Here is a 23,990-nt window from a genome sequence, read left to right on the forward strand (position 1 = left end):
ATTATAACAGATAGGTACTTGATAATAAAGGTAAATTACATATTATTTTTTTAATTTAATCTTACAAAATACTGAAATTAGGCGAAATCTGTTGGATTTTAATAAAAAGTGGAGGACAAAACCATTAAAAAACGTGTATTTAAAAAGCTTGTGGTGACGATAACAGTTATCGGCATAATATTGTCGGTAGTTATATTTGTGTATTCTGTCGAAAAATATGTTATGCCTGTTGCGGCAGAGCTGTGCCTTAATAATGCAAAAAGCCTTGCAAATGACATAATAAATGAGGCTGTTAGAACGGTATTGGCAAAGCATGAAGAGGAATTTAAAGAGATATTCAGAATGAATAACGGAAATTCGGTGACAATGATTACGGCCGATACAAAATTTGTGAATGCAATATGCACCGAAATAAGCGATTATATAAACAAAGAAATGTACGATCTTGATAACAACAATGTGAGTGTGCCATACGGAGCGGCTTCAGGAATATCCTTTATGGCAAACAAAGGACCGAAAATAGTTTTTGAAATAATGCCGGACGGCAATAGTGAGGTTGATTATGAAACGGAGTTTGTTTCTGCCGGAATAAACCAGACCAATTATAAAATATGGCTTACGGTTGAAATATCCGTAAGCCTGATAAATCCGATATACGAGAAAAACATGATTATGGCAAGAAAAATAATGCTTGCCGATATGGTAATAAACGGAGAAGTTCCCGATTATTACAACAGATTGACGGAATAGCTTATTCCCAATCCTTACATATATCAATCCATTTTACTGCATTTGAGTATTCGAAAAGCTCATCACAGGTAACTTCTATGGCAGAGTTTGAGCTTCCGCAGGCAGGGAAAACTGTATCAAAGCGTTTCATTGAAATGTCACAATAAGCTTTTACGCCTTCGGGAAGAGTAAACGGACATACACCGCCTACGGCATGGCCGGTCATTTCGAGTGTTTCCTCGGGAGAAAGCATTTTTGCCTTAAAGCCGAATTCGGTTTTGAATTTTTTGTTGTCGATTTTTCCGTCACCTGCAACAGCGATTACCATACAGCCGTCGCCGTCCTTAAGAGCAAGAGTTTTTGTTATTCTTGCCGGAATTACATTGAGAGCTTCTGCGGCAAGCTGAACCGTTGCGGAAGAAACGGGAAATTCGAGAATATCATTTTCTCTGTTAAACCGGGTAAGATATTTTCTTACGTTATCTATTGACATGGCTTACCTCCAAAAAACATTTTATATAGACTATAAAACGAATTGCCTTATTTTGCAAGGCGGTATTTGTATAAAGCAGTTGAATAAGAAAGAAAAAAATATTATTATATGCTTTAACGGAGATGATCTTATGTACAACAGGACAATAACCGAGGACAGACGGGAGATATATACGGTACTCAAAAGCTTCGTAAACAAAGACTATGAAGCAAGAAAATTAATATATAATCATGTTTCATATTCCAATATTGAGGGAACAATATATGATGTAAAAAGATATACCGATGAGCTTACGTTTACATCGGCCGGAAGATTGTGGCTTGTGAGAACTCTTGAAAGCTTTAAAAGCGATTTCAGCACCGAAAGCATGGAGAATATACATAAAAGAGTATCCCAGGGCTGTGTTAAGCCGGACGATTACATCAATGAAATATGCAGTTTTCCGTTAAACGGGGAGCTTGAAATAATCGGAGAGTACCGAAAAAATGAAAAAAGTTCAGAATAAGGTTTTATGCAGTATTGATGTATAAAATTTGTATAATCCGATTGCAATATGTGAAATATCTGTTATAATAATTTAATAGAGTATTTATAACTCTTCATTAGAGGCGGTATTGTTTCGGGGTTATGATTAAAAAATAAAACAGGAGGATGACAGAATATGATAGAAGAAAAAGAAGCAAACGGACAGATTCAGATTTCAGATGAGGTTATTTCAATAATTGCAGGAACGGCAGCGGCTGAAACAGAAGGTGTTTCACTTCCTTCTTCGGCACCTGTAAGCTCTGTTAAAGGATTTTTCGGAAAGAAAAACCAGTCTAAGGGAGTTAAAGTAACTGTTGAGGAAAATACTGCACTTATTGAGATTGAGGTAGTTGTTAAGTTTGGTATAAACATCAAAAATGCCTGTGAAGAGGTTCAGCAGAAAGTTAAAAACGCTGTTGAAACAATGACGGGTCTTACTGTTTCGGGCGTAAATATCAATGTAACAGCTATTATGGTTGAAAAAGAACAGCCTGCACAGGTTGATATTGAAGAAGAAACAGAAGAATAAGGAAAATATATCAGGATAGCTTGACAGGAATACGGTCGTTTAGGCTGTGGTTTTCCGATGAGTCTGCCTATAATAACGGCTGCCCGGATAAACGGCAGCCTTTTTAAATATTTGGAGGAAGAAATGGGACGTAGAAACGCAAGAAAGCTGGCATTCTATCTTCTTTATCAGTATGATTTTGCAGAAGATGCCGTTGGAGAAATCGAAAGCAGATATGATGAAATAAGAGATACTTTTTTTGAAGAAAATGCGGAAGAAATGAATGATGATGACAGAAAATATGTACTCGGAACAACAAACGGAGTTCTTGAGCATATGGCCGAAATCGATAGCATGCTTGACAGCTATGCAAAGGGCTGGACAGTGGAAAGAATGTCAAAGGTAGACAAGGCTATTCTCAGACTTGCCGCATACGAAATAAAATATTCGGCAGATGTTCCGGACGGAGTTGCCGTAAACGAAGCTGTCGAGCTTGCAAAGACTTACAGTGCGGATGAAGCACCGGCTTTTATTAACGGTATACTCGGCAAGGTGGTAGAAAGTGTCGGCAATAACTGAACCGAGAATATACTCGGTATCAAAAATAAACAGCTATATAAAGGCAACGCTTGAAAATGATTTTGTGCTGAACAGCGTATGGGTTACCGGAGAAATCTCTAACTTTAAATATCATTCGTCGGGAAATATGTTTTTTTCGCTTAAGGATAATGACAGTGCTATTTCCTGTATTATGTTTAAGGGTGATGCATATGCACTGCCGTTCATGCCGGAAAACGGAATGAATGTAGTTATATGCGGATATGTTTCCGTATATGAAAAGAGCGGACAATATCAGCTTATTGCTGAGCTTATGAAGCCGGACGGAGTAGGAGAGCTTACAGTAGCTTTTGAACAGCTTAAGGCAAAACTGCTCGCCGAAGGGCTTTTCGACGAGGATTACAAAAGAGAGATAAATACACATCCGCATAATATCGCTGTCGTAACATCGCCAACCGGTGCGGCCGTAAGAGATATAATAAAAATTGCCGGAGCAAGGAACAAAAATGTTTCAATAACCGTTATACCTGTTCTTGTGCAGGGCGATAATGCGGCATCTTCCATTGCGGAAGGAATAAGGCTGGCAAACAAGCTCGGAAAAGCCGATACGATAATTGTCGGAAGAGGCGGCGGCAGTATAGAGGACTTATGGGCATTTAATGATGAGAGAGTTGCAAGAGCTGTTTTTGCGTCCGAAATACCGGTTATATCGGCAGTTGGACATGAAACGGATTTTACCATAACCGATTTTGTAGCGGATATGCGTGCATCTACGCCGTCGAATGCCGCTGAATTGGCGGTAAATGACGAATATGCAGATAAAAAGAAGGCAGAGTATTTAGTCGAAAGACTGAATACCGCTTTTGAAAATATAATAAACACAAAAAGACGAAGGCTTAAAACGACTGTTGAAAGACCGGACTTTAAAAAGCCCTGGTTGAGTATGGAAGAAAAACAGAGAAAAATAGATTATCTGACCGAAAAAATGGAGTATGCGGCAGAAAAAAGCAACACCGCATATGAACACAGGCTTGCGGCGGCAGCGGCAAAGCTGGACGCACTTTCTCCGCTGAATGTGCTGAAAAGAGGCTATTCCTTTACGGAGAATGCAGAAGGAAAGGTTATAACTTCGGTCAATGATGTTGAAAACGGCAGCATGGTAAGCATAACACTCAATGACGGTATGTTAAATGCCGTTGTTAAGGATAAGGTGATTTTTGATGGCAAAGAAAAAACAGAGCTTTGAAGAGGCTCTCGAAAGACTTGAGGAAATAGTCCGAAATATGGAGGCCGGCGAGCTGACACTTGATGATACGGTAAAGCTGTATAAAGAAGGCGTGGAGCTTGCATCGTTTTGCGGAGGAAAGCTGAACGATGCTGTTCAGCAGGTAAACATATTGAGCACAACTCTTGACGGACAGCTGGAGGAAAAGCCTTTTGTAAATATTGAGCAGACGGAGGAAGAATAATGGATTTTAAGGATTTATTGAAGGAAAAAGTTAAAACAGTTGATGAATATCTGGAAAAGTATCTTCCCTCTGAAAAGGAGTATCCGCAGATAATCTTTGAGGCAATGAGATACAGTGTTTTTGCCGGAGGAAAAAGATTAAGACCGATTATTGTCATGGAGGCATGCAAGGCATTTGGCGGTGATGTTGAAAAGGCTATGCCCTTTGCGTGCTCAATAGAAATGATACATACTTATTCACTTATACATGACGATCTTCCTGCTCTTGACAATGATGATTACAGAAGAGGAAGACTTACGAGCCACAAGATGTTCGGTGAGGATATGGCTATTCTTGCCGGTGACGCACTTCTTCATCATGCTTTTGAAACTATGGCAAGAGCCTGTGTTGAGCAGGGTGACATAAAGGCGTCCAAGGCTATGCTCGCCATTGCGGAAGGTGCCGGAGTGCATGGCATGGTAGGCGGACAGGTTGTTGATGTAATAAGCGAAGGAAAGCCTATTGATAAGGAAACTCTTGATTTTATACATAAAAACAAAACAGCGGCAATGTTAATCGGCGCACTTAAATCCGGTGCTGTACTCGGAGGAGCAACCGAAGAAGAAATAGCAAAAATTGAAAGAGCTGGAGAACTTATCGGTGTTGCATTCCAGATTCAGGATGACATTTTGGACGTAACAAGCACATTTGAAAAGCTCGGAAAGCCCATTAACAGTGATGAAAAGAACCATAAGGTTACATATGCGACAATGTTCGGAATAGAAAAAGCATCGGAATTTGTTGAAACAATGTCGGACGAAGCAATCGACATCTTAAAGAGCATGGGAGAAAAGACAGATTTTCTCGTTAAGCTTACGGAATATTTAATTAAGAGGGAAAACTGAGTTTTTTGGTGAAAGCGGTGGAGTTTTTGAAGTATGTACTTGATTCGGTAAATATGCCGGAGGATATTAAAAAACTGAATATAGGTCAATTAAACAGACTTGCACTTGAGCTGAGAAGCTTTGTTTTGGAAAATGTATCGAAAACAGGTGGACATCTTGCCTCAAATCTCGGAATAGTCGAGCTTACGCTGGCTCTGCACTATTGCTTTGATGCACCTAAGGATAAAATTGTATGGGACGTAGGACATCAGGCATATATCCATAAAATACTTACAGGCAGAAAAGATAAATTTACTACATTAAGACAGCTTGACGGACTTTCCGGATTTCCAAAGCCTTCCGAAAGCGAATACGATACGTTTACGGCAGGACACAGCTCAACATCAATATCAATAGCACTCGGTTTTGCCTGTGCAAGAGATATGCGCGGTAGTGACGAAAAGGTTGTCGCTGTTATCGGTGACGGTTCACTGACAGGCGGAGTTGCCTTTGAGGCATTGAACAATGCCGGAAGATCAAACAGCAATATTATTGTTGTGCTTAATGACAACCAGATGTCTATTTCCGGAAATGTAGGTGCATTAAGCAGACATTTGGGTGAGCTGAGAACGGAACGAGGCTATATAGAGGCTAAGAATGACGTTAAAAAGCTTCTTAATAGATTTCCGGACAGCGAAAAAATGGTGAACAAGATAAAAAGAACCAAAAACAGAATAAAATATCTGTTTATTCCCGGAGTTATATTCGAGGAGCTTGGTTTTAAATATATAGGGCCTGTTGACGGCAATAATATCGAAAGCCTCATTGAGGTTATAAACAGGGCGAAAAACATTGAAGGTCCTGTGCTTATCCATGTTAAGACGAAAAAAGGAAAAGGCTATAAATATGCCGAAAACAATCCTTCCGCTTATCACGGTGTAAGTGCTTTTGATCTGTCAACGGGAGCATCAATTAAAAAATCAAATAAGCCGACATATTCCGATGTATTCGGAAAAACAATGTGTTCAATGGCTGATGAGGACGATAAGATAGTTGCGGTTTCTGCGGCAATGGGCAACGGAACGGGTTTAAGCAAATTTATTTCAAAGCACCCATCAAGATTTTATGATGTAGGAATAGCCGAACAGCATGCAGTGTCTTTTTCTGCGGCATTGGCAAAAAGCGGATTCCGACCCGTGTTTGCTGTTTATTCCACATTTCTTCAGAGAGCCTATGATGAGATAATGCAGGACGTATGTCTGCAAAATCTACATGTGGTTTTTGCCGTTGACAGAGCCGGAATAGTCGGTGCGGACGGGGAAACACATCAGGGCATATATGATATATCTTATTTCACACATATGCCGAATATGACGGTTATGATGCCTAAAAACGGTATTGAGCTTGAAAAAATGCTCAGATATGCGGTTTACAACATAGACGGGCCTGTTGCGGTAAGGTATCCGAGAGGTAATATATCCGATATATATTCAGAAAATACGTCGGAAATAGAATTTGGAAAAGCCGAATTGCTTGAAGACGGAGAAAAAATTGCCGTTATTTCAGCCGGAGCGGTCTGCGACAATGCCGCAAAGGTATGCGAAATGCTTAAGAATGACGGATATAATCCAATGCTTATAAACATGAGATTTGCAAAACCGGTTGATAAGGAAATGCTTAAGCTTGCCGCCGAAAAATGTGGTTATATATTTACGCTTGAGGATAATGTTATCGACGGTGGAGCAGGAATGGCTGTTCTTGAGGCTCTTAACGATATGGAGCTTATGAATGATGTTAAGGTTCACAGCTATGCTTTTCCGGATAAATTTATTGAACATGGTACAAGAGATCAGCTTTTTGAAAGATATAAGCTTGACAGTGAAAGTATTTACAAAGATATAAAGGAACGGATTGATATAAATGGCAGATAAAGAAAGGCTTGACGTCCTTATGGTCAACAATGGGCTTGCCGCATCAAGAGAGCTTGCAAAGGCTTACATAATGGCAGGTGATGTATATGTTGACGGAAATAAAGAGGATAAGGCCGGAACAAAGGTAGACGTAAATGCAAATATTGAGCTCAGAGGAAAGGTAATGCCTTATGTCAGCAGAGGCGGTTATAAGCTTGAAAAGGCTATGGAGGTTTTTCCTGTAACAATCGAAGGAAAGATTTGTATGGATATAGGCTCTTCGACAGGAGGCTTTACCGACTGTATGCTCCAAAACGGTGCATCAAAGGTATACTCCATAGACGTAGGATACGGACAGCTTGCATGGAAGCTCAGAAACGATGAAAGAGTCGTTTGTATGGAAAAGACAAATGTGAGATATATAACCGAGGAGCAGGTTCCTGATAAACCGCAGTTTGCTTCGGTTGATGTTTCCTTTATATCGCTTACGAAGGTTATTCCTCCTGCACTTAATGTTATGAGTGATGATGCACAGCTTGTATGTCTTATTAAGCCACAGTTTGAGGCCGGAAGGGAAAAGGTCGGCAAAAAAGGCGTAGTAAGAGATAAAAAGGTACATGAGGAAGTAATATTGAAAATAATTGATTTTGCCTTTGAGATAGGCCTTAATGTTATAGGAATTGATTTTTCACCTATAAAGGGTCCGGAAGGCAATATAGAATATTTGATAATGCTTGACAGAAAAAATGAAGGATTGACTATTGAGGAGGCACATAAGGCGGCACATGACATAGAAGAACAGTCGCATGAGCTGCTTTAAGGTGAAGTGAATATGAAAACGATAGGAATTGTTCCTAATTATGATAAACCTGCGGCAATGGATTTTGTTAAGGACATTGCCGAATATATAAAAAGCAAAGGCTGTAAACCTGTGCTTGCTTATAATATAGCCGAGTTCACAAATTTACAAGAGTTCGGAGTAAGCAAATATGAGCTTTATTCCAAATCTGATTTTATTATAGTTCTCGGCGGTGACGGCACTTTGCTGAATACGGGAAGAAAGGCGGCTAAATATGGCACACCTCTTCTCGGAATAAACATGGGTACGCTCGGATTTCTTGCGGCGGCAGAAGGAACCGATGCACATGAAACCATTGATAAAGTTTTAAACGGCGAATATAAGCTTGAAAAAAGACTTATGCTTGAATCGGAAATATTATCGGCGGACGGTGATGCACCGAAAACATATAAGGCAGTCAATGATGTATGTATTTCGAGAGGTGTCTTTACGAAGGTAACGAGCTACAGAATATATGTAAATGATGAATATGTTGCCACATTCCGTGCAGACGGAATGATTGTTTCAACACCAACAGGCTCAACGGCATATAATCTTTCTGCCGGAGGCCCTGTGCTTAAGCCGGATATAGCCTGTATGGTAATAACTCCGATATGTGCACATTCACTGCATTCAAGAAGTATAGTTGTTTCTGCCGATGATGTTATAAGAATAGACGCAAGCTTCGGTGCCAACGGCGATATAATAATGTCGATGGACGGACAGACGAGCGTAATACTTAATAACGGAGATTCGATTTGTGTTAAAAAATCTGAATATGATGTAAATATAATCAAAACAAATAAGATTGGTTTTTATGATATTCTGCGAAAGAAACTCATTTCTAAGGGGGAATAAGAGTGAAAGTATCAAGACATACAAAGATATTAGAGCTTATAGAAAAATACGATATTGAAACTCAGGACGAGCTTGCCGCAAAGCTTAGGGAAGAAGGCTTTGATGTTACACAGGCAACTGTTTCAAGAGATATAAGAGAAATGCGTCTTACAAAAATCTCGCTTGAAAAAGGAAAGCAGAAATATGTTGCCATGACAAACAGTGATAATGAAATTTCCGACAGACTTATAAGAGTTTTTAAAGAAGCTGTTGTTAAAATGGACTATGCCGGCAATATGGTTGTTATAAAGACTCTTGAAGGAATGGGAATGGCTGTCGGAGTTGCACTTGACAATATGCAGAACAGCGAGATCCTCGGAACGATAGCCGGAGATGATACCGTTTTCTGCGTAATCAGAGGAAGCCACCAGGCGGCAGAGCTTATAGAAAGACTTTATCGAATAATACATAGCTGACAGGGGGCGTTAAAATGCTCGAATACATGAACATAAAAAATATAGCGCTTATTCAGGAGGCAGAGGTAAATTTCGACAAAGGTCTTAATGTGCTTACCGGAGAAACAGGTGCCGGTAAATCACTTATTATAGATGCACTCGGTTTTTCTCTCGGCGGAAGGGCAAATAAAGACATTGTCCGAAGAGGCGAAGAACAGGCTGTTGTTGAGGCTGTTTTTTCAATAGAAGATAAGCGTATTGAAAATATACTTGATGATATGGGGATAGAATACGGTGAAGACAAAACAATCGTTATAAGGCGTATTCTCCATATGAACGGCAAAAGCATGTGCAAGGTGAACGGCACAACGGTAACGGTTGGACAGCTTAAGGAGCTTTCGGAAAGTCTTGTGGATTTTCACGGACAGCATGAGCACCAGTCGCTTATGAACAGTGCAAAGCACATAATGCTTTTGGATAAATTCTGCGGAACGGAGCTTGATGCGGAAAAAGCAAAGCTTACGGAATTTCTCAGAAAATATAAAATGGTCATGAAGGAAATGAAGGCTATTTCCGGAAATGAATCCGAAAGAGAAAGAAGAACAGAAATAATATCATATCAGATAAACGAGCTTGAGGCTGCCGGAATAAAACCGGGAGAGGAAGAAGAACTTGCGGAGAGAAAGAAAATACTCCAAAACAGCGAAAAAATGCGTGAGATGGCAGGAAAATGCGTAAATCTGCTTTATAACGGAGTAAACGGACTTCCGGCAAGCGATATGGTAACGGAATCTGCCGATACACTTAAACAGCTCAGTGATATTGATATTTCGGTAAAATATATATATGAAATTGTCAATTCTGCCGCAATTCAGCTCCTTGAGGCCGAACGAGAAATGAAAAAATATTATGAGGATATAAATGAAGAAGGTGAAGAGCTTGAAAAAATTCAGGAGAGATTAAGCATTATATATTCTTTCAAGAAAAAATATATATGCACCTCCGATAAGCTTTGCGAAAAGCTGGACAGCTTAAGAAGCGAATACGATATGCTTATGCACTCAAGAGAGCGTATAGAAACGCTTGAAAAGGAAAGAAAAGAACTTTTTAATCAGATGGTTGAAGTTTGCAGAATTATGACGGCTATCAGAAAGAAAAAAGCCGAAGAAATAGGTGCGGAAATACAGAAAAACCTCAGAGAGCTTGAGATGGCATCTGCATGCTTTGAAATAAAAATTGAGCAGAAAAACCAGCTTGGAATTGATGGCTGGGACGATGTTGAGTTTATGTTCAACGCAAACGAAGGCGAAGAGCTTATGCCGCTTTCAAAGATTGCCTCCGGCGGCGAGCTTTCAAGAGTAATGCTTGCGCTTAAGGTAGTTCTCGGAAATGCCGATTCAATAGGCACATTTATATTTGATGAAATAGATACCGGAATAAGCGGAAGAACGGCACAGAAGGTTGCGGAAAAAATGCAGCAGGTTTCCAAAACAAAGCAGATAATCTGTATAACTCATCTTCCGCAGATAGCCGCTATGGCAGACAATCATTATATGATTGAAAAGATTTCCCAGAAGGGCAGAACAAAAACCGCAATAAGACTGCTTAAACGCAGTGACGCCATAAGAGATGTGGCAAGGCTTATGTCCGGTTCACAGGTGACAGATGTTACGGTAAATGCTGCAAGAGAAATGAAGGATATGGCAGATACATATAAGAGCCAGAACAGATAAAATATACTTCATAAATATTTTCGGGTTTTGCCCCAAGGTGTTACGATAATTAAAATAATCCGGCGGATTTAGGTCTGCCGGATTATTTTTTGTCATTTATATTTTTGCTATCGCTTTTGTTAGTGTTATCTTTGTTGTACTTTGTTTTAGGTTGAGCAATTTTTACTATTGGGCTGTTGTTGGAAATATGATATGCTTCGCTGTCATCAATATATACTATTTCCACGTCATCGGAAATTGAATGGTTGTTAATACAAATATCTTTGAGCTGTACGGTGTATTCCGAAAGATATTCCATATATTCGTCGGATAAATCTGCTGTGTCTGAAATAATTTTCATAAGCGTAGCTGTGCGGCTGTCAATATCTGTTTTATCCGTATCATTATGTATATACTGCGGAGATATACCGAGCTTATCGGATAGAAAGGCAGTATCCCATGTATTCAGAAAGCCTTTTTCGGAATATTCAGATAATATGCTTATCATTTTGTCAGTATCGCTGTCAATACCGTTTGTTTGTGCGTATTGTGTAATAAGAGTTTCGAGTTTTGAAATTATAGATTCTTTGCTTTTCATAGGTTCACCTGTGTATATTTTTGTCTTTAGTATAGCATAAATAATAAACCCGATACATTAATATTTTAATTTTATATCATACTAATTTGGTATTTTTTATTGACAGATAGTTTTTGCCGTGCTATATTATGAATGTCCAAGTAACATGGTAGGTTTTATAGAAATTAAAATTTTTATATATAAAGGAGTAAACAGAAATGAAGGAATTAATTTATTTTGATAATGCAGCCACAACTCCGATAAGACCGGAGGTATATGAAGAAATAAAGCCCTATATTGAAGAGCATTTCGGAAACCCTTCAAGCATTTACAGCATTGCAAGAGACAGCAAAAAGGCTATTGACAAAGCAAGACAGCAGGTAGCAGACGCTCTTAATGCTCAGCCGGCTGAAATTTATTTCACAGGCTGTGGTTCGGAAAGTGATAACTGGGTGCTTAAAGGCGTAAGCTCAGCACTTAAAAACAAAGGTAACCATATCATCACTACATGTATTGAACATCACGCTATTCTTCACACATGTGAATATCTTGAGAAAAATGGTTTCGAGGTAACATATCTTCCTGTTGATGAATACGGCAAAATCAGCCTTGACGACTTAAAGGCTGCCATCAGACCCGAAACAATACTTGTAAGTGTTATGTTTGCAAACAACGAAATCGGTACAGTTGAGCCTATCAAGGAAATCGGCGCTATCTGTCATGAAAAAGGAATTTACTTCCATACAGATGCTGTACAGGCATTCGGTCACATTAAAATTGATGTACAGGATATGAATATCGACTTCCTTTCTATTTCGGGACACAAAATCGGCGCTCCTAAGGGAATCGGTGCTCTTTATATCAGAAAAGGCTGTAAGATTGATAACCTTATCCATGGTGGTCAGCAGGAAAGAGGCAGAAGAGCCGGCACAGAAAATGTTATCGGTATAGTTGCTCTCGGTAAAGCCGCAGAAATGGCAATGGCAGAAATTGACGAGGTTACAGCAAAGCTTACTTACCTCAGAGATAAATTAATCAACAGCTTACTTTCTAAGATTGATTATGCAAGACTTAACGGACATCCGGTTGACAGACTTCCCGGAAACGTAAATATATCATTTGAATTTATCGAAGGCGAATCAATGCTTCTTTTACTCGATAACTATGGAATTTGTGCATCAAGCGGTTCGGCTTGTACATCAGGCTCACTTGATCCTTCACATGTTCTTCTTGCAATCGGTCTGCCTCACGAAAAGGCTCATGGTTCATTAAGAATTTCACTTGGTTACCAGAACACAGAAGAACAGGTTGATAAACTTATAGAGGTGCTTCCTCCTATCGTTCAGAGATTAAGAGATATGTCACCCCTTTACGAAGAAATCAAAAACAAGAATAAGTAATAAAACGGAATTGCGGAGGTAATAATTATGGAATACAGCGAGAAGGTAATGGATCATTTCATGAATCCCAGAAATGTCGGCGAAATAGAAGATGCAAGCGGCGTTGGTACAGTAGGTAATGCCAAATGCGGAGATATTATGAAGGTATATCTCAAGATTGAAGACGGCATTATTAAAGATGCTAAATTCAAAACATTCGGCTGCGGTGCCGCAGTTGCAACAAGCAGTATGGCAACAGAGCTTGTAAAGGGCAAAACAATTCCCGAAGCACTCGATATAACAAACAAGGTTGTTATGGAAGCACTTGACGGTCTGCCTCCTGTAAAGGTTCACTGTTCATGTCTTGCAGAGGAAGCTCTTCATGCAGCTCTTTGGGATTATGCAGAAAAGAACCACATCGTTATTGACGGCCTTGAAAGACCTGTAAACGACATCGGAGAATTACATGAAATTCCAGATCAAGACTAAATGAATTAATGGAAATAACAAAACCGATTTCAGCAATGAAATCGGTTTTGTTGGAATGAGAGGAAAATATGAAAGAGATAACTGCCGTAATTTTCGACATGGACGGCGTTCTCATTGACAGCCAGCCATTGCATTATATGGCCGATGTTGAGTCGATGAAAAAATACGGTGTATACAAAGAGCAGGAGTTTTACGAAAAATATGCCGGAACAACAACGCCGGACAGAATGAGAGCTTTAAACGAATTGTTTAAATTAAATGCCGATGTTGACGAAATGGTCGCTGTACGTGAGCAGATGATACTCGATATAATGAAAAAAGAAGAAATTTCTCCTGTCAGAGGAATACCGGAGCTGCTTAAGAGCATAAAATCAAAAGGAATGACAACTGCCGTTGCATCATCGTCGGGATATGAGCTTATAAATATGGTTCTTGAAAAACTTGGCATAGCACAATATTTTGACTGCATTACGTCCGGAATAGACGTTAAGCACGGCAAACCGGCACCTGATGTGTTTTTGCTTGCTGCCGAAAGGATAAACAAAAGCCCGGAGGAATGTGTTGTTGTTGAGGATTCCGAAAACGGTGTTAATGCGGCTGTTGCCGCTGGAATGAAATCGGTTGGCTATATAAATCCCACAAGCGGAAAACAGTGCCTTGATAAGGCGAATATAGTTATTGATGATTTCAGAAAAATTGATGCAGATGTTATATATAAGCTGTAAGAAGGTGAAAATATGATTAAGTGGATTATTCTTCTTGTTGTTATCGTTATTATTCTCGGATATACGCAGAGCAGAAAGCTCAAAAACGGCAAAAAAGATGAAAATTCGGAAATCGGAGGCTGTGGCAGTTCATGCGCAGGCTGTGCAAACAGGTCTATGTGCCATCCGGATGAAAATAATGAGAAAAAATGAGAAAAGAGAAGAAAATAAGAGATAAAATTTGATTTAAATATAAAATATAGTTAAATTACTCTTAAATACTTTAAAACGATATTTGCATATATTACCGTATAAAAGTAATATATATTCAATGATTAGCACTCATGCAATGAGAGTGCTAACAAAGAAAACCCAGACATTTGAAGGAGGAAATAAATATGAAACTTGTACCACTTGGAGATAAGGTTGTAATTAAACAGTTAGAAGCAGAAGAAAAGACAAAATCAGGTATTGTTTTACCTTCACAGTCCAAGGAAAAACCTCAGATGGCAACTGTAATCGCTGTTGGTCCCGGAGGATATGTTGACGGAAACAAGGTTGAAATGACGGTAAAAGAAGGCGACAAGGTAATCTATTCAAAATACTGCGGCACAGAGGTTGAATGTGACGGAGAAAAGTTACTTGTTGTTAAACAGAATGATATTCTTGCAGTAGTAGTTGACTGATTATAAATACTTGGAGGTAATGTTATTATGGCTAAAGAAGTAAAATACGGAAATGACGCCAGAAAAGGTCTTGAGGCCGGCGTAAATAAACTTGCAGATACAGTAAAGGTAACACTCGGACCTAAAGGACGTAATGTTGTTCTTGACAGAAAATACGGTTCACCGCTTATAACAAACGATGGTGTTACAATCGCTAAGGATATTGAATTTGAAGATCCCTATGAAAACATGGGTGCTCATCTTGTAACAGAAGCCGCTACACAGACAAACGATGTTGCAGGCGACGGTACAACAACAGCAACAGTTCTTGCACAGGCTATGATTCAGGAAGGTCTTAAGAACATTGCGGCAGGTGCTAACTCAATCATCCTTCGTAAAGGTATGAAGAAAGCAACAGATGCAGCAGTTGAAAGCATCAAGAGCATGAGCCAGGTTGTTTCAACAAAGAACCATATCGCAAGAGTTGCAGCTATTTCATCAGGTGATGACGAAGTCGGCGAAATGATTGCAGACGCTATGGAAAAGGTAACAAACAACGGTGTTATCACAGTTGAAGAATCAAAGACAATGAACACAGAGCTTGAAATGGTTGAAGGTATGCAGTTTGATAAAGGTTACCTTTCACCTTATATGTCAACAGATATGGAAAAGATGGTTGCAGTTCTTGATAACCCTTATATCCTTATCACAGACAAGAAAATCAGCAATATCCAGGAAATCCTTCCTATTCTTGAACAGCTTGTACAGACAGGCGGCAAGCTTCTCATAATCGCAGAAGATGTTGAAAGCGAAGCTCTTGCAACACTCGTTGTAAACAAATTAAGAGGTACATTCACTTGCGTTGCCGTTAAGGCTCCCGGATATGGCGACAGAAGAAAACAGATGCTTGGGGATATAGCAGCTCTTACAGGCGGTACAGTAATTTCGGAAGAAGTTGGTATCGACCTTAAGGACACAACACTTGATATGCTCGGCCGTGCTAAGACAGTAAGAGTAGAAAAAGAACTTACTATCATTACTGACGGTGCAGGTTCAAAAGAAGATATTCAGGGACGTATCGCACAGATTAAGCTTGCTCTTGAAAACACAACAAGCGAATTCGATAAAGAAAAACTTCAGGAAAGACTTGCTAAACTTGCAGGCGGTGTTGCAGTAATCAAAATCGGTGCAGCAACAGAAACAGAAATGAAGGAAAAGAAACTCCGTATGGAAGATGCTCTCGCAGCAACAAGAGCAGCCGTTGAAGAAGGTATCATTGCCGGAGGCGGTACAGCTTATATCCATACAGTAGAAAAGATTAAAGGCCTTCTTACAGAGCTTACAGGCGATGAAAAGACAGGTGCCGAAATCGTTATTAAGGCTCTTGAAGCTCCTATGCGTCAGATTGCGGCAAACGCAGGCCTTGAAGGTTCAGTTATTGTTAACAAGGTAAAAGACATGGCAGACGGCGTTGGTTTTGATGCCCTTAACGAAAAATATGTAGACATGGTTGAAGCAGGTATTGTCGATCCTACAAAGGTAACAAGAACAGCTCTCCAGAACGCTACATCAGTTGCATCAACATTCCTTACAACAGAGGCTGTTGTTGCAGAACTTCCCAGTAATGAGCCTAATCCTGCAGCAATGGCAGGCGGCGGAATGGGCGGCATGATGTAATTAATCAAAAATTAAATTAATTAAAAATCAAATAGTCCACACACAAATAATAAAGCGGTTCGTCTTGAAGGCGAGCCGCTTTTGTCATGTTACTTTCTGAATTTTTTAAAATCTATTACATTTATTAAAGGTTTGTTATTAATATAATTGCTTATATTTTCCGCACAGATTTTATATATTTTATCTGTTATTGATTTATGGTGTCCGAAGCTTTTTCCGGATATATGCGGTGTTATGACAAGGTTTTCGACAGACCAGAGCTCGCTTTCCGGTGGTAAAGGCTCCGGCTCGGCAACATCAATAACAGCTCCACTCAAATGACCGGATTTTAATACATCAATCAAATCCTTCTGGATAACCAGAGCACCTCTGCCTACATTGACAAATATTGCATCGTTTTTCATAAGCATAAATCTGTGTTTATCGAATAAATGATATGTATATTCCGAATTAGGTATGCAGGCAACAACAACATCTGCGAGAGGCAGCTGTTCGTCAAGCTCGTCTAATGTGTGCATTTCTGCAAAATACGGAGGCATGTTGTTTATATTTCTTCGTATTCCTATTGTTTTTGTATTGAATACAGAAAGCTTTTTTGCGATATTACTTCCTATATCGCCGGCACCGACAATAAGCACGCGCTTTCCTTCAAGACCGATTTCAAGACCTTCGTCATGCCAGAGATTTTTGTGCTGATTATCTCTGTATTTATAAAATTTGTGGCATATATTCAAAATGCCGCCGATAACATATTGGGAAATAACCTCGCCGAAAGCACCGGAGGCATTTGCAAGAACAACATTCTGCGGATATTCATAATTCTTTGTGTATTTATCCGTTCCTGCCATTGTGAGCTGTAAAAGCTTTAAATTTTTTGCATTTTTAATTGCGGATACATCGGGTTCACCGACAATTATTTCTGCTTTTTCGATTTCGTTTTTAAGAATATCTTCAGAAACAAAGCGGCTGTCGGCATATGTAAAATTGCAGGAAGAACCTCCGGCTGTTTCCAAAAGCTTTTTGTATTCCTCATCACAGGGAGAAGTAACGAGTATATTTATCAATTATATCATCTCCTAAAAAGAGTATTATTAATGATTTTAAGGCGGTGAAGTTTGAAAGTCAATACGAATTTATGATTTGCCTTGTTATATGTTTTGTGGTAAAATTATTAAATAAATAACGGAAAGGAAATGTAAGATTATGGCATGGAATCCTGAGTATATGGAAAAACTTAATGCACTTATGAAGGCATGGGACGACGAAATACAGGACGAGCTCAAGAAAAAAGCTCCCACAAGAGGTCTTGCTGCCGGAAGTAAGGGAAAAACAGACATGATAAATGACAGATACAGAGAAATGCTTGCAGAGCTTAAAAAGGAATACGGAGTTAAATAAATTTCAACAGGAGGTGACTGATACATGGCAGTTCAAAGAATATGCACTATGGAGGATAAGCCTTATTTAAGAGCTTTATGGCAGAGCTGTTTCGGAGACAGCGATTCATTCCTTGATTATTATTTTGAAAAAAGATTTATCCCTGAATATACTGTTTGTACTATTGAGGATGATGAGCTTGTAAATGCTATGTATTCGTATCCTGTGAATATGTGTATCAGAAATTATATTGTTCCTTCGGCTATGCTTGCCGGATTTTCAACCGACAAGAGATACAGAGGAAGAGGATATATGTCAACAGCGTTTAAAATACTGTTGACAAAGCTATCCGATGACGGCATTGCGGTTGCACCGCATACACCCGTAAAGCATGAAAGTTATTTTCCGCTTGAAAATTATACGGCAACAGACACAAGCTTTATCAGCGGCACTGCCGATAAGCCGAAAATAATGCCGGCATCGGTGAATTTCGGAAGAATGTCAGATATAGGTAAGCTTTATGCGGCATATACTTTATTTGCTTCTAAATATTCCGGAATTCTTGCAAGATCTATGGCTGATTTCAGACTTAAGTTTGCTGATCTTATATCGGACGGCGGAGAATTTATTATTTGCGAAAAGAACAATGAGGTAAAAGGCTATGCACTGTATTTTAACGGTGTAAACGGACTTACCGCCATTGAGCTGATATATGATGATGAAGAAACCGCACAGAGCCTTACAACTGCGCTTGCATTTATTGCGGATAATAAACCGATAAAAATTAAACTTCCGCCCGATTGCGGAGCTATGCTGGAAGGCTGTGATAAAGAAACGATAAGACACGGTGTTGCGGCACTTGTTAACGTAAGAAGGCTTATGAAAATAGTATTTGCCGAAGAAACTGCTGTTATAAAGCTTTCTGACAGCGTAATTGACAACAATAACGGTGTTTTTCATTTGAACGGAGAAACGGCAGAGGATAATACCGAGGCTGATATTGAAATAAATGCAGGACATTTTCTTCAGTTTGCCGAAGGCTATAAATCATTGGCAGAGCTTGAAAGTGAAGGTAATGCAATAGTAAACAACAAAGCTGTTGCGGAAAATTTGGATAAGCGTTATCCTAAGATGAAATGCTATATTTGCGATGAATATTGATTTAGACAAAACTGCCGAACTTATTAAGTACGGCAGTTGGTTTATAATCAGTTTTTAAGCTCTTCTATTTGTTTATTAAGTTCGGAAATTTCTTCTTTGAGAGTATCAATTTTTTCGACAGTTTCGGAAAGCTCTTCCGGTAATACATCTCGATTGTTTTCGTAAACGAATTTGCCTATGTTTATATAGAGCTTTTCTATTTCCTTTTCCTTTGCACCGACAGAGGCAGAGAGCTTTGTTATATTGGCAAGATCTTTAGCCTTTGTTCCTGCTTCGCCTGCAACAGTGCCGACCTTTTTTGCAACATCATTAAATAATCCCATGAATATTACCTCCCTCTGATATTTTATGATTAAATTTTATCAGCTTTTGAGTGTAATGTCCATATATGTTCTTGTAAAAAATTACAGTTGTACGGAAATGTGCTTAAATAATTATAATTAATATTGATTAATTTATATACAATGCTTTTTATATAATATATGCTTAACTTTTATTGACAACGGTAGTTACAAATGTTAAAATACTACCCGATATAAAAAACGGAGGTGCTTTAATATGATTATCAATTCTGCAAAAATTGCATATTTATTTACAAAGCTTCCTCATTTTATAGATTTCTTTTTAGATTTTATTATAATGGTAAATCATTTTTCTTCGCCGGTAATGCAGTAGAATTTTTATTGCATTTGCCGGTTTTTTTATAGAAAGGATAAAAGGCTATGAAAGACGATTTTAACAGAAAAATAGTTCTCGAAGACGGCAGTGAGTACTATGGTTACGGTTTTGGATACCACACAGACAGAGTTTGTGAAATTGTGTTCAATACTTCTATGGTCGGTTATCAGGAAATTGTATCCGACCCTTCATATACCTATCAGATGGTAGTTATGACATATCCTCTTATAGGTAACTATGGTATAACAGATGAAGATTTTGAAACAAAGGTTCCTACAATCGGCGGTCTTGTTGTAAGAGAATATAACGACCTCCCCAGCAACTTCCGTTATACAAAAACACTTTCGGAAATTCTTGAGGAAAACAAAATTCCCGGAATATGGGGTGTTGACACAAGAAAGATTGGCAGAAGTATAAGAGATCTCGGAAGCAGACGAGTATATATAACAGATATTGACACACCTAAGGAAGAGGCACTCAGAATAATAAAAGAAACACCGATTCCGAAGGACGCTGTATCAAAGGTAAGCTGTAAAAAAAGATGGTATTCAAGAACATCAAATCATCAGTACAATGTTGTTGCTATTGACTGCGGAATTAAGCTCAACATTGTAAGAAGTCTTAATGCAAGAAGATGCAACGTAACGATTGTTCCCTGGAACACAACAGCGGAAGAGATAGAAATGCACACTCCGGACGGAATATTCCTTTCTAACGGCCCAGGAGATCCCGAAGATGTTCAGCCTGTAATCGAGCTTGTTAAAAAGCTTAAAGGAAAATATCCTATCTTCGGTATCTGTCTTGGACACCAGATGATTTCGCTTGCATACGGTGCAAAGACATACAAGCTTAAATTCGGTCACAGAGGCGGAAACCACCCTGTTAAAAACCTTGAAACTGGCAAGATTGAAATAACAAGCCAGAACCACAGCTACGCTGTTGACATGGATTCACTTAAAAATACAGAGCTTACGGCAACACATATCAATCTTCTTGACAACACTGTTGAAGGCGTTGAATGCAAGAAGGACAAGGTATTCAGTGTTCAGTATCACCCGGAAAGTGCTCCCGGACCTCAGGACAGTGCATATCTTTTCGATAAATTTATAAATATTATGAAGGAGAATAAGGAAAATGCCTAAGAGAACGGATATTAAAAAAATACTTGTAATCGGCTCAGGTCCAATCGTAATCGGACAGGCTGCAGAGTTTGACTATGCGGGAACACAGGCATGCCTTGCTCTTAAGGAAGAAGGCTACGAAGTAATTCTTGCCAACTCAAATCCCGCAACAATTATGACAGACACAACTATTGCGGATAAGGTTTACATGGAACCGCTTACACCGGAATATGTTGCAAAAATAATAAGAATGGAACGTCCCGATGCACTTGTTCCCGGTATCGGCGGACAGACAGGCCTTAACCTTGCTATGGCACTTGCGGAAAACGGCGTTCTTGAGGAATGCGGAGTAGAAATGCTCGGAACAAGCAAGGAAAGTATTGAAAGAGCCGAAGACAGAGAAATGTTCAAGGAGCTTTGTATATCTCTCGGCGAGCCTGTACTTCCTTCACAGACTACTCATTCAATGGAAGAAGGTCTTGCGGCTGCCGCAGAAATAGGTTATCCTGTTGTTCTTCGTCCTGCATTCACACTCGGCGGAACAGGCGGCGGATTTGCCGATAACGAAGAAGAATTCAAAGTAATTATGAAAAATGCTCTCCAGCTTTCACCTGTGCATGAGGTACTTGTTGAAAAGAGTATTAAAGGATATAAGGAGATTGAATACGAAGTAATCCGTGATGCAAATGACACAGCAATCACAATATGTAATATGGAAAACATAGATCCTGTTGGTATCCATACAGGTGACTCTATCGTTGTTGCACCTTCACAGACACTTACAAACAAGGAATATCATCTTCTTCGTGACAGTGCACTTAAATTAATAAGAGCACTTGAGATAGAAGGCGGTTGTAATGTTCAGTTTGCACTCGATCCCGAATCCTTCAGATATTATCTTATTGAGGTAAATCCAAGAGTTTCACGTTCATCTGCGCTTGCGTCAAAGGCAAGCGGCTATCCTATTGCAAGAGTTTCCGCAAAGATTGCGGTAGGACTTCATCTTGATGAAATACAGATTGCAAACACACCTGCAAGCTTTGAGCCTGCGCTTGACTATGTTGTAACAAAAATGCCGAGATTCCCGTTTGATAAGTTTGCATCCGCATCAAACAAGCTCAGCACACAGATGAAGGCAACCGGTGAGGTAATGAGCATAGGCAGAACAATAGAAGAAAGCCTTCTCAAGGCAGTTCGTTCTCTTGAAATAGGTGTATGCCACTTATGGATGCCCAAATTTGATGACAAATCAAATGAAGAACTTCTTAAATATATTGAAATCGGAACTGACGACAGAATTTATGCCATTGCAAAGCTACTCAGAAACGGCATTGATCCCGGTATGATATGCAATGCAACACAGATAGATATGCTTTTCCTTGAAAAGATTAAAAACATTGTGGATTTTGAAAATGTAATCAAGGAAAATAAGGGAAATACAGACATTCTTTACAAAGCAAAGAAAATGGGCTTCTCCGACAAATATATCGGTATTCTTTGGAACATGAAGGACGCAGAGGTTTATGCTTTAAGAAAAGAAAATAATATATTCCCTGTTTACAAAATGATTGATACCTGTGCATCAGAGTTTGACAGCTATATTCCTTATTTCTACTCAACATATGAAGAGGAAAATGAGTCAATAGTAAGTGACAAAAAGAAGATTGTTGTTCTCGGTTCAGGTCCTATCCGTATCGGACAGGGTGTTGAGTTCGACTATTCAACAGTTCATGCAGTAAAGACAATAAAGGAAAACGGCTATGAGGCAATAATCATCAACAACAACCCAGAAACAGTTTCAACAGACTATACAACAAGCGATAAGCTTTATTTTGAGCCGCTTACTCCGGAAGACGTTATGAATGTAATAGAGCTTGAAAAGCCTATCGGAGTAATCGCATGCCTTGGCGGCCAGACAGCAATCAATCTTGCAGAGCCCCTTATGGAAAGAGGAGTTGAGATTATCGGAACGGACTGCGAGGCAATCGAAAAGGCGGAAAACAGAGATTCATTCGAGAAGGTTATGCAGTCACTTAACATTCCCCAGCCTAAGGGTGTTGCGGTAACAAGTCTTGAGGCAGGCTTTAAGGCGGCAGAACAGATTGGCTATCCTGTTCTTGTTCGTCCAAGCTATGTTCTCGGCGGCCGTGCAATGCAGATTGTATCTAAGGAAGAGGACTTAAGAGAATATCTTAAGACTGCTGTTGAAGTAAACGAAGATCAGCCTGTTCTTGTAGATAAGTATATAACAGGAAAAGAGCTTGAGGTTGACGCAGTATGTGACGGTAAGGATGTATTTATACCGGGAATTATGGAGCTTGTTGAAAGAACAGGTATTCATTCCGGTGACAGTATAAGTGTTTATCCTACATTCAGCGTTTCACAGAAGGCAAAAGATAAAATAATTGAATATACAAAGAAGCTTGGACTTGGAATCGGTATCATCGGTCTTTACAATATCCAGTTTATTGTAGACAAGAATGAAGACGTATATGTAATCGAGGTTAATCCACGTTCGTCAAGAACAGTTCCTTTCCTTTCAAAGGCAACAGGATACTTCCTTGCTGACATAGCAACACTTGTTATACTCGGTGTAAGCCTTAAGGAACAGGGCTTTACAGAGCTTTATGCAAAGGAAAAGGACAGCTGGTATGTAAAAGCTCCTGCATTCTCATTCTCGAAGATAAGCGGACTTGACGCATATCTTTCACCGGAAATGAAGTCAACAGGTGAGGCAATCGGATATGATAAGAAGCTTACAAGAGCTATGTATAAAGCACTTCAGGCATCCGGAATTGCCCTTACGGATCACGGTACTGTGCTTGTAACGGTTGCCGATGAGGATAAAGCAGAAACATTCCCGCTTGTAAAGAGATTTTATAACCTCGGATTCAATATTGTTGCTACCGAAATGACAGCCGAATATCTCAAGGAAAGAGGTATCAGAACAAGAGTTTACGGTAAGATATGCGAAGGCAATGATGAAATACTTCGTGACATAAGAAGTGGAAAGATAAATTATATTGTAAACACAAGAGCGATACTTTCCGGACGTCATTACGAGGACGGATATATTATCAGAAGATGTGCAGTTGAAAACAATGCAACAATGTTCACATCACTTGATACAGTAAGAATGCTTCTCGAGGTTCTTGAGGAAATGACAATAGGCATTTCAACAATAGATGCACAGTAATAAATAAGTTTTTATATACTGCTTTTAGACAAGTGTTTGAAAGCAGTATTTTTTGGTTATTGATTATTG

26 protein-coding genes are annotated in these 23,990 nt (G+C 39.2%); 22 read left to right on the forward strand and 4 right to left on the reverse strand.

From position 1 onward, the window contains the following. The first annotated feature begins 108 nt into the window (after positions 1-108). A complete protein-coding gene (gene yunB, locus KQI66_RS03990; RefSeq protein ID WP_216427383.1) occupies positions 109-750 on the forward strand; it encodes a sporulation protein YunB in 642 nt (213 codons plus the stop codon). A 1-nt stretch (position 751) separates the two neighbouring features. Here the strand turns inward: yunB and KQI66_RS03995 are convergent, their stop codons facing one another. Beyond that, complete coding sequence (locus tag KQI66_RS03995) at positions 752-1,222, reverse strand: YbaK/EbsC family protein (RefSeq protein WP_216427384.1); 471 nt, start codon at positions 1,220-1,222, stop codon at positions 752-754. Between the two features lie 79 nt (positions 1,223-1,301). Here KQI66_RS03995 and KQI66_RS04000 point away from each other — a divergent pair, with 79 nt between their 5' ends. The 11 genes from KQI66_RS04000 (at position 1,302) to recN (ending at position 10,918) form a co-directional block, all read left to right on the forward strand. Continuing rightward, on the forward strand, positions 1,302-1,727 hold the full coding sequence (locus KQI66_RS04000) for a hypothetical protein (RefSeq protein WP_216427385.1): 426 nt from the start codon (positions 1,302-1,304) through the stop codon (positions 1,725-1,727). Between the two features lie 156 nt (positions 1,728-1,883). Next, the gene (locus KQI66_RS04005; protein ID WP_216427386.1) at positions 1,884-2,276 is read left to right on the forward strand and encodes an Asp23/Gls24 family envelope stress response protein; all 393 of its coding nucleotides are present in this window, start codon (positions 1,884-1,886) and stop codon (positions 2,274-2,276) included. A 57-nt stretch (positions 2,277-2,333) separates the two neighbouring features. Continuing rightward, entirely contained in the window at positions 2,334-2,834 is a 501-nt protein-coding gene (gene nusB, locus KQI66_RS04010; protein ID WP_216427387.1) for a transcription antitermination factor NusB, read from the forward strand. After that, entirely contained in the window at positions 2,818-4,059 is a 1,242-nt protein-coding gene (gene xseA / locus KQI66_RS04015; protein WP_330655006.1) for an exodeoxyribonuclease VII large subunit, read from the forward strand. The genes nusB and xseA overlap by 17 nt, the downstream gene beginning before the upstream one ends. Next, positions 4,034-4,282, forward strand: a complete 249-nt coding sequence (xseB, locus tag KQI66_RS04020) for an exodeoxyribonuclease VII small subunit (protein ID WP_216427388.1) — start codon at positions 4,034-4,036, stop codon at positions 4,280-4,282. The genes xseA and xseB overlap by 26 nt, the downstream gene beginning before the upstream one ends. Continuing rightward, complete coding sequence (locus KQI66_RS04025) at positions 4,282-5,166, forward strand: polyprenyl synthetase family protein (RefSeq protein WP_216427389.1); 885 nt, start codon at positions 4,282-4,284, stop codon at positions 5,164-5,166. The genes xseB and KQI66_RS04025 overlap by 1 nt, the downstream gene beginning before the upstream one ends. A 26-nt stretch (positions 5,167-5,192) precedes the next feature. Next, positions 5,193-7,076 (forward strand): 1-deoxy-D-xylulose-5-phosphate synthase, encoded by a 1,884-nt coding sequence (dxs, locus tag KQI66_RS04030; protein WP_216427390.1) that lies wholly within the window; start codon positions 5,193-5,195, stop codon positions 7,074-7,076. Then, a complete protein-coding gene (locus KQI66_RS04035) occupies positions 7,066-7,875 on the forward strand; it encodes a TlyA family RNA methyltransferase (protein WP_216427391.1) in 810 nt (269 codons plus the stop codon). Before dxs ends, KQI66_RS04035 begins: the two co-directional genes overlap by 11 nt. Before the next feature lie 12 nt (positions 7,876-7,887). Next, positions 7,888-8,751 carry an NAD(+)/NADH kinase gene (locus KQI66_RS04040; RefSeq protein WP_216427392.1) on the forward strand — a complete coding sequence of 288 codons (864 nt, stop codon included), beginning with the start codon at positions 7,888-7,890 and terminating at the stop codon, positions 8,749-8,751. A gap of 2 nt (positions 8,752-8,753) precedes the next feature. After that, the gene (locus tag KQI66_RS04045) at positions 8,754-9,206 is read left to right on the forward strand and encodes an arginine repressor (protein WP_216427393.1); all 453 of its coding nucleotides are present in this window, start codon (positions 8,754-8,756) and stop codon (positions 9,204-9,206) included. Positions 9,207-9,220: 14 nt separating this feature from the next. After that, positions 9,221-10,918, forward strand: a complete 1,698-nt coding sequence (gene recN, locus KQI66_RS04050; RefSeq protein ID WP_216427394.1) for a DNA repair protein RecN — start codon at positions 9,221-9,223, stop codon at positions 10,916-10,918. Positions 10,919-11,000: 82 nt separating this feature from the next. Here recN and KQI66_RS04055 read toward each other — a convergent pair whose 3' ends face one another. After that, the gene (locus KQI66_RS04055) at positions 11,001-11,495 is read right to left on the reverse strand and encodes a hypothetical protein (RefSeq protein WP_216427395.1); all 495 of its coding nucleotides are present in this window, start codon (positions 11,493-11,495) and stop codon (positions 11,001-11,003) included. A gap of 197 nt (positions 11,496-11,692) precedes the next feature. On the opposite strand from KQI66_RS04055, the gene nifS reads away from it, so the two are divergent. From nifS to groL, 6 genes are all read left to right on the forward strand, one after another. Next, positions 11,693-12,874 (forward strand): cysteine desulfurase NifS, encoded by a 1,182-nt coding sequence (nifS, locus tag KQI66_RS04060; protein WP_216427396.1) that lies wholly within the window; start codon positions 11,693-11,695, stop codon positions 12,872-12,874. A gap of 27 nt (positions 12,875-12,901) precedes the next feature. Next, the gene (gene nifU, locus KQI66_RS04065) at positions 12,902-13,342 is read left to right on the forward strand and encodes a Fe-S cluster assembly scaffold protein NifU (RefSeq protein ID WP_216427397.1); all 441 of its coding nucleotides are present in this window, start codon (positions 12,902-12,904) and stop codon (positions 13,340-13,342) included. A gap of 68 nt (positions 13,343-13,410) precedes the next feature. Further along, positions 13,411-14,067, forward strand: coding sequence for an HAD family hydrolase (locus KQI66_RS04070; RefSeq protein ID WP_216427398.1), 657 nt, complete (start codon positions 13,411-13,413; stop codon positions 14,065-14,067). Between the two features lie 12 nt (positions 14,068-14,079). Further along, positions 14,080-14,259, forward strand: coding sequence for a FeoB-associated Cys-rich membrane protein (locus KQI66_RS04075; protein ID WP_216427399.1), 180 nt, complete (start codon positions 14,080-14,082; stop codon positions 14,257-14,259). 185 nt (positions 14,260-14,444) lie between these two features. Continuing rightward, a complete protein-coding gene (locus tag KQI66_RS04080) occupies positions 14,445-14,732 on the forward strand; it encodes a co-chaperone GroES (RefSeq protein WP_216427400.1) in 288 nt (95 codons plus the stop codon). A gap of 27 nt (positions 14,733-14,759) precedes the next feature. Then, positions 14,760-16,388 (forward strand): chaperonin GroEL, encoded by a 1,629-nt coding sequence (groL, locus tag KQI66_RS04085; RefSeq protein ID WP_216427401.1) that lies wholly within the window; start codon positions 14,760-14,762, stop codon positions 16,386-16,388. Between the two features lie 89 nt (positions 16,389-16,477). Here the strand turns inward: groL and KQI66_RS04090 are convergent, their stop codons facing one another. Then, positions 16,478-17,452: a D-2-hydroxyacid dehydrogenase gene (locus KQI66_RS04090; protein WP_216427402.1), complete on the reverse strand. Its 975-nt coding sequence runs from the start codon at positions 17,450-17,452 to the stop codon at positions 16,478-16,480. 139 nt (positions 17,453-17,591) lie between these two features. On the opposite strand from KQI66_RS04090, the gene KQI66_RS04095 reads away from it, so the two are divergent. Further along, positions 17,592-17,786, forward strand: coding sequence for a hypothetical protein (locus tag KQI66_RS04095; protein ID WP_216427403.1), 195 nt, complete (start codon positions 17,592-17,594; stop codon positions 17,784-17,786). 24 nt (positions 17,787-17,810) lie between these two features. Further along, positions 17,811-18,926 carry a GNAT family N-acetyltransferase gene (locus KQI66_RS04100; protein WP_216427404.1) on the forward strand — a complete coding sequence of 372 codons (1,116 nt, stop codon included), beginning with the start codon at positions 17,811-17,813 and terminating at the stop codon, positions 18,924-18,926. A 47-nt stretch (positions 18,927-18,973) separates the two neighbouring features. On the opposite strand, the gene KQI66_RS04105 is transcribed toward KQI66_RS04100, so the two are convergent. Next, positions 18,974-19,249: a hypothetical protein gene (locus KQI66_RS04105; protein ID WP_216427405.1), complete on the reverse strand. Its 276-nt coding sequence runs from the start codon at positions 19,247-19,249 to the stop codon at positions 18,974-18,976. Positions 19,250-19,648: 399 nt separating this feature from the next. Here KQI66_RS04105 and carA point away from each other — a divergent pair, with 399 nt between their 5' ends. Continuing rightward, on the forward strand, positions 19,649-20,746 hold the full coding sequence (gene carA / locus KQI66_RS04110) for a glutamine-hydrolyzing carbamoyl-phosphate synthase small subunit (protein ID WP_216427406.1): 1,098 nt from the start codon (positions 19,649-19,651) through the stop codon (positions 20,744-20,746). After that, positions 20,739-23,921, forward strand: coding sequence for a carbamoyl-phosphate synthase large subunit (gene carB, locus KQI66_RS04115; protein ID WP_216427407.1), 3,183 nt, complete (start codon positions 20,739-20,741; stop codon positions 23,919-23,921). The genes carA and carB overlap by 8 nt, the downstream gene beginning before the upstream one ends. The last annotated feature ends 69 nt before the right edge of the window (positions 23,922-23,990 follow it).

Source organism: Anaerotignum sp. MSJ-24, from assembly GCF_018918145.1.
Lineage (GTDB): Bacteria > Bacillota > Clostridia > Lachnospirales > Anaerotignaceae > Metalachnospira.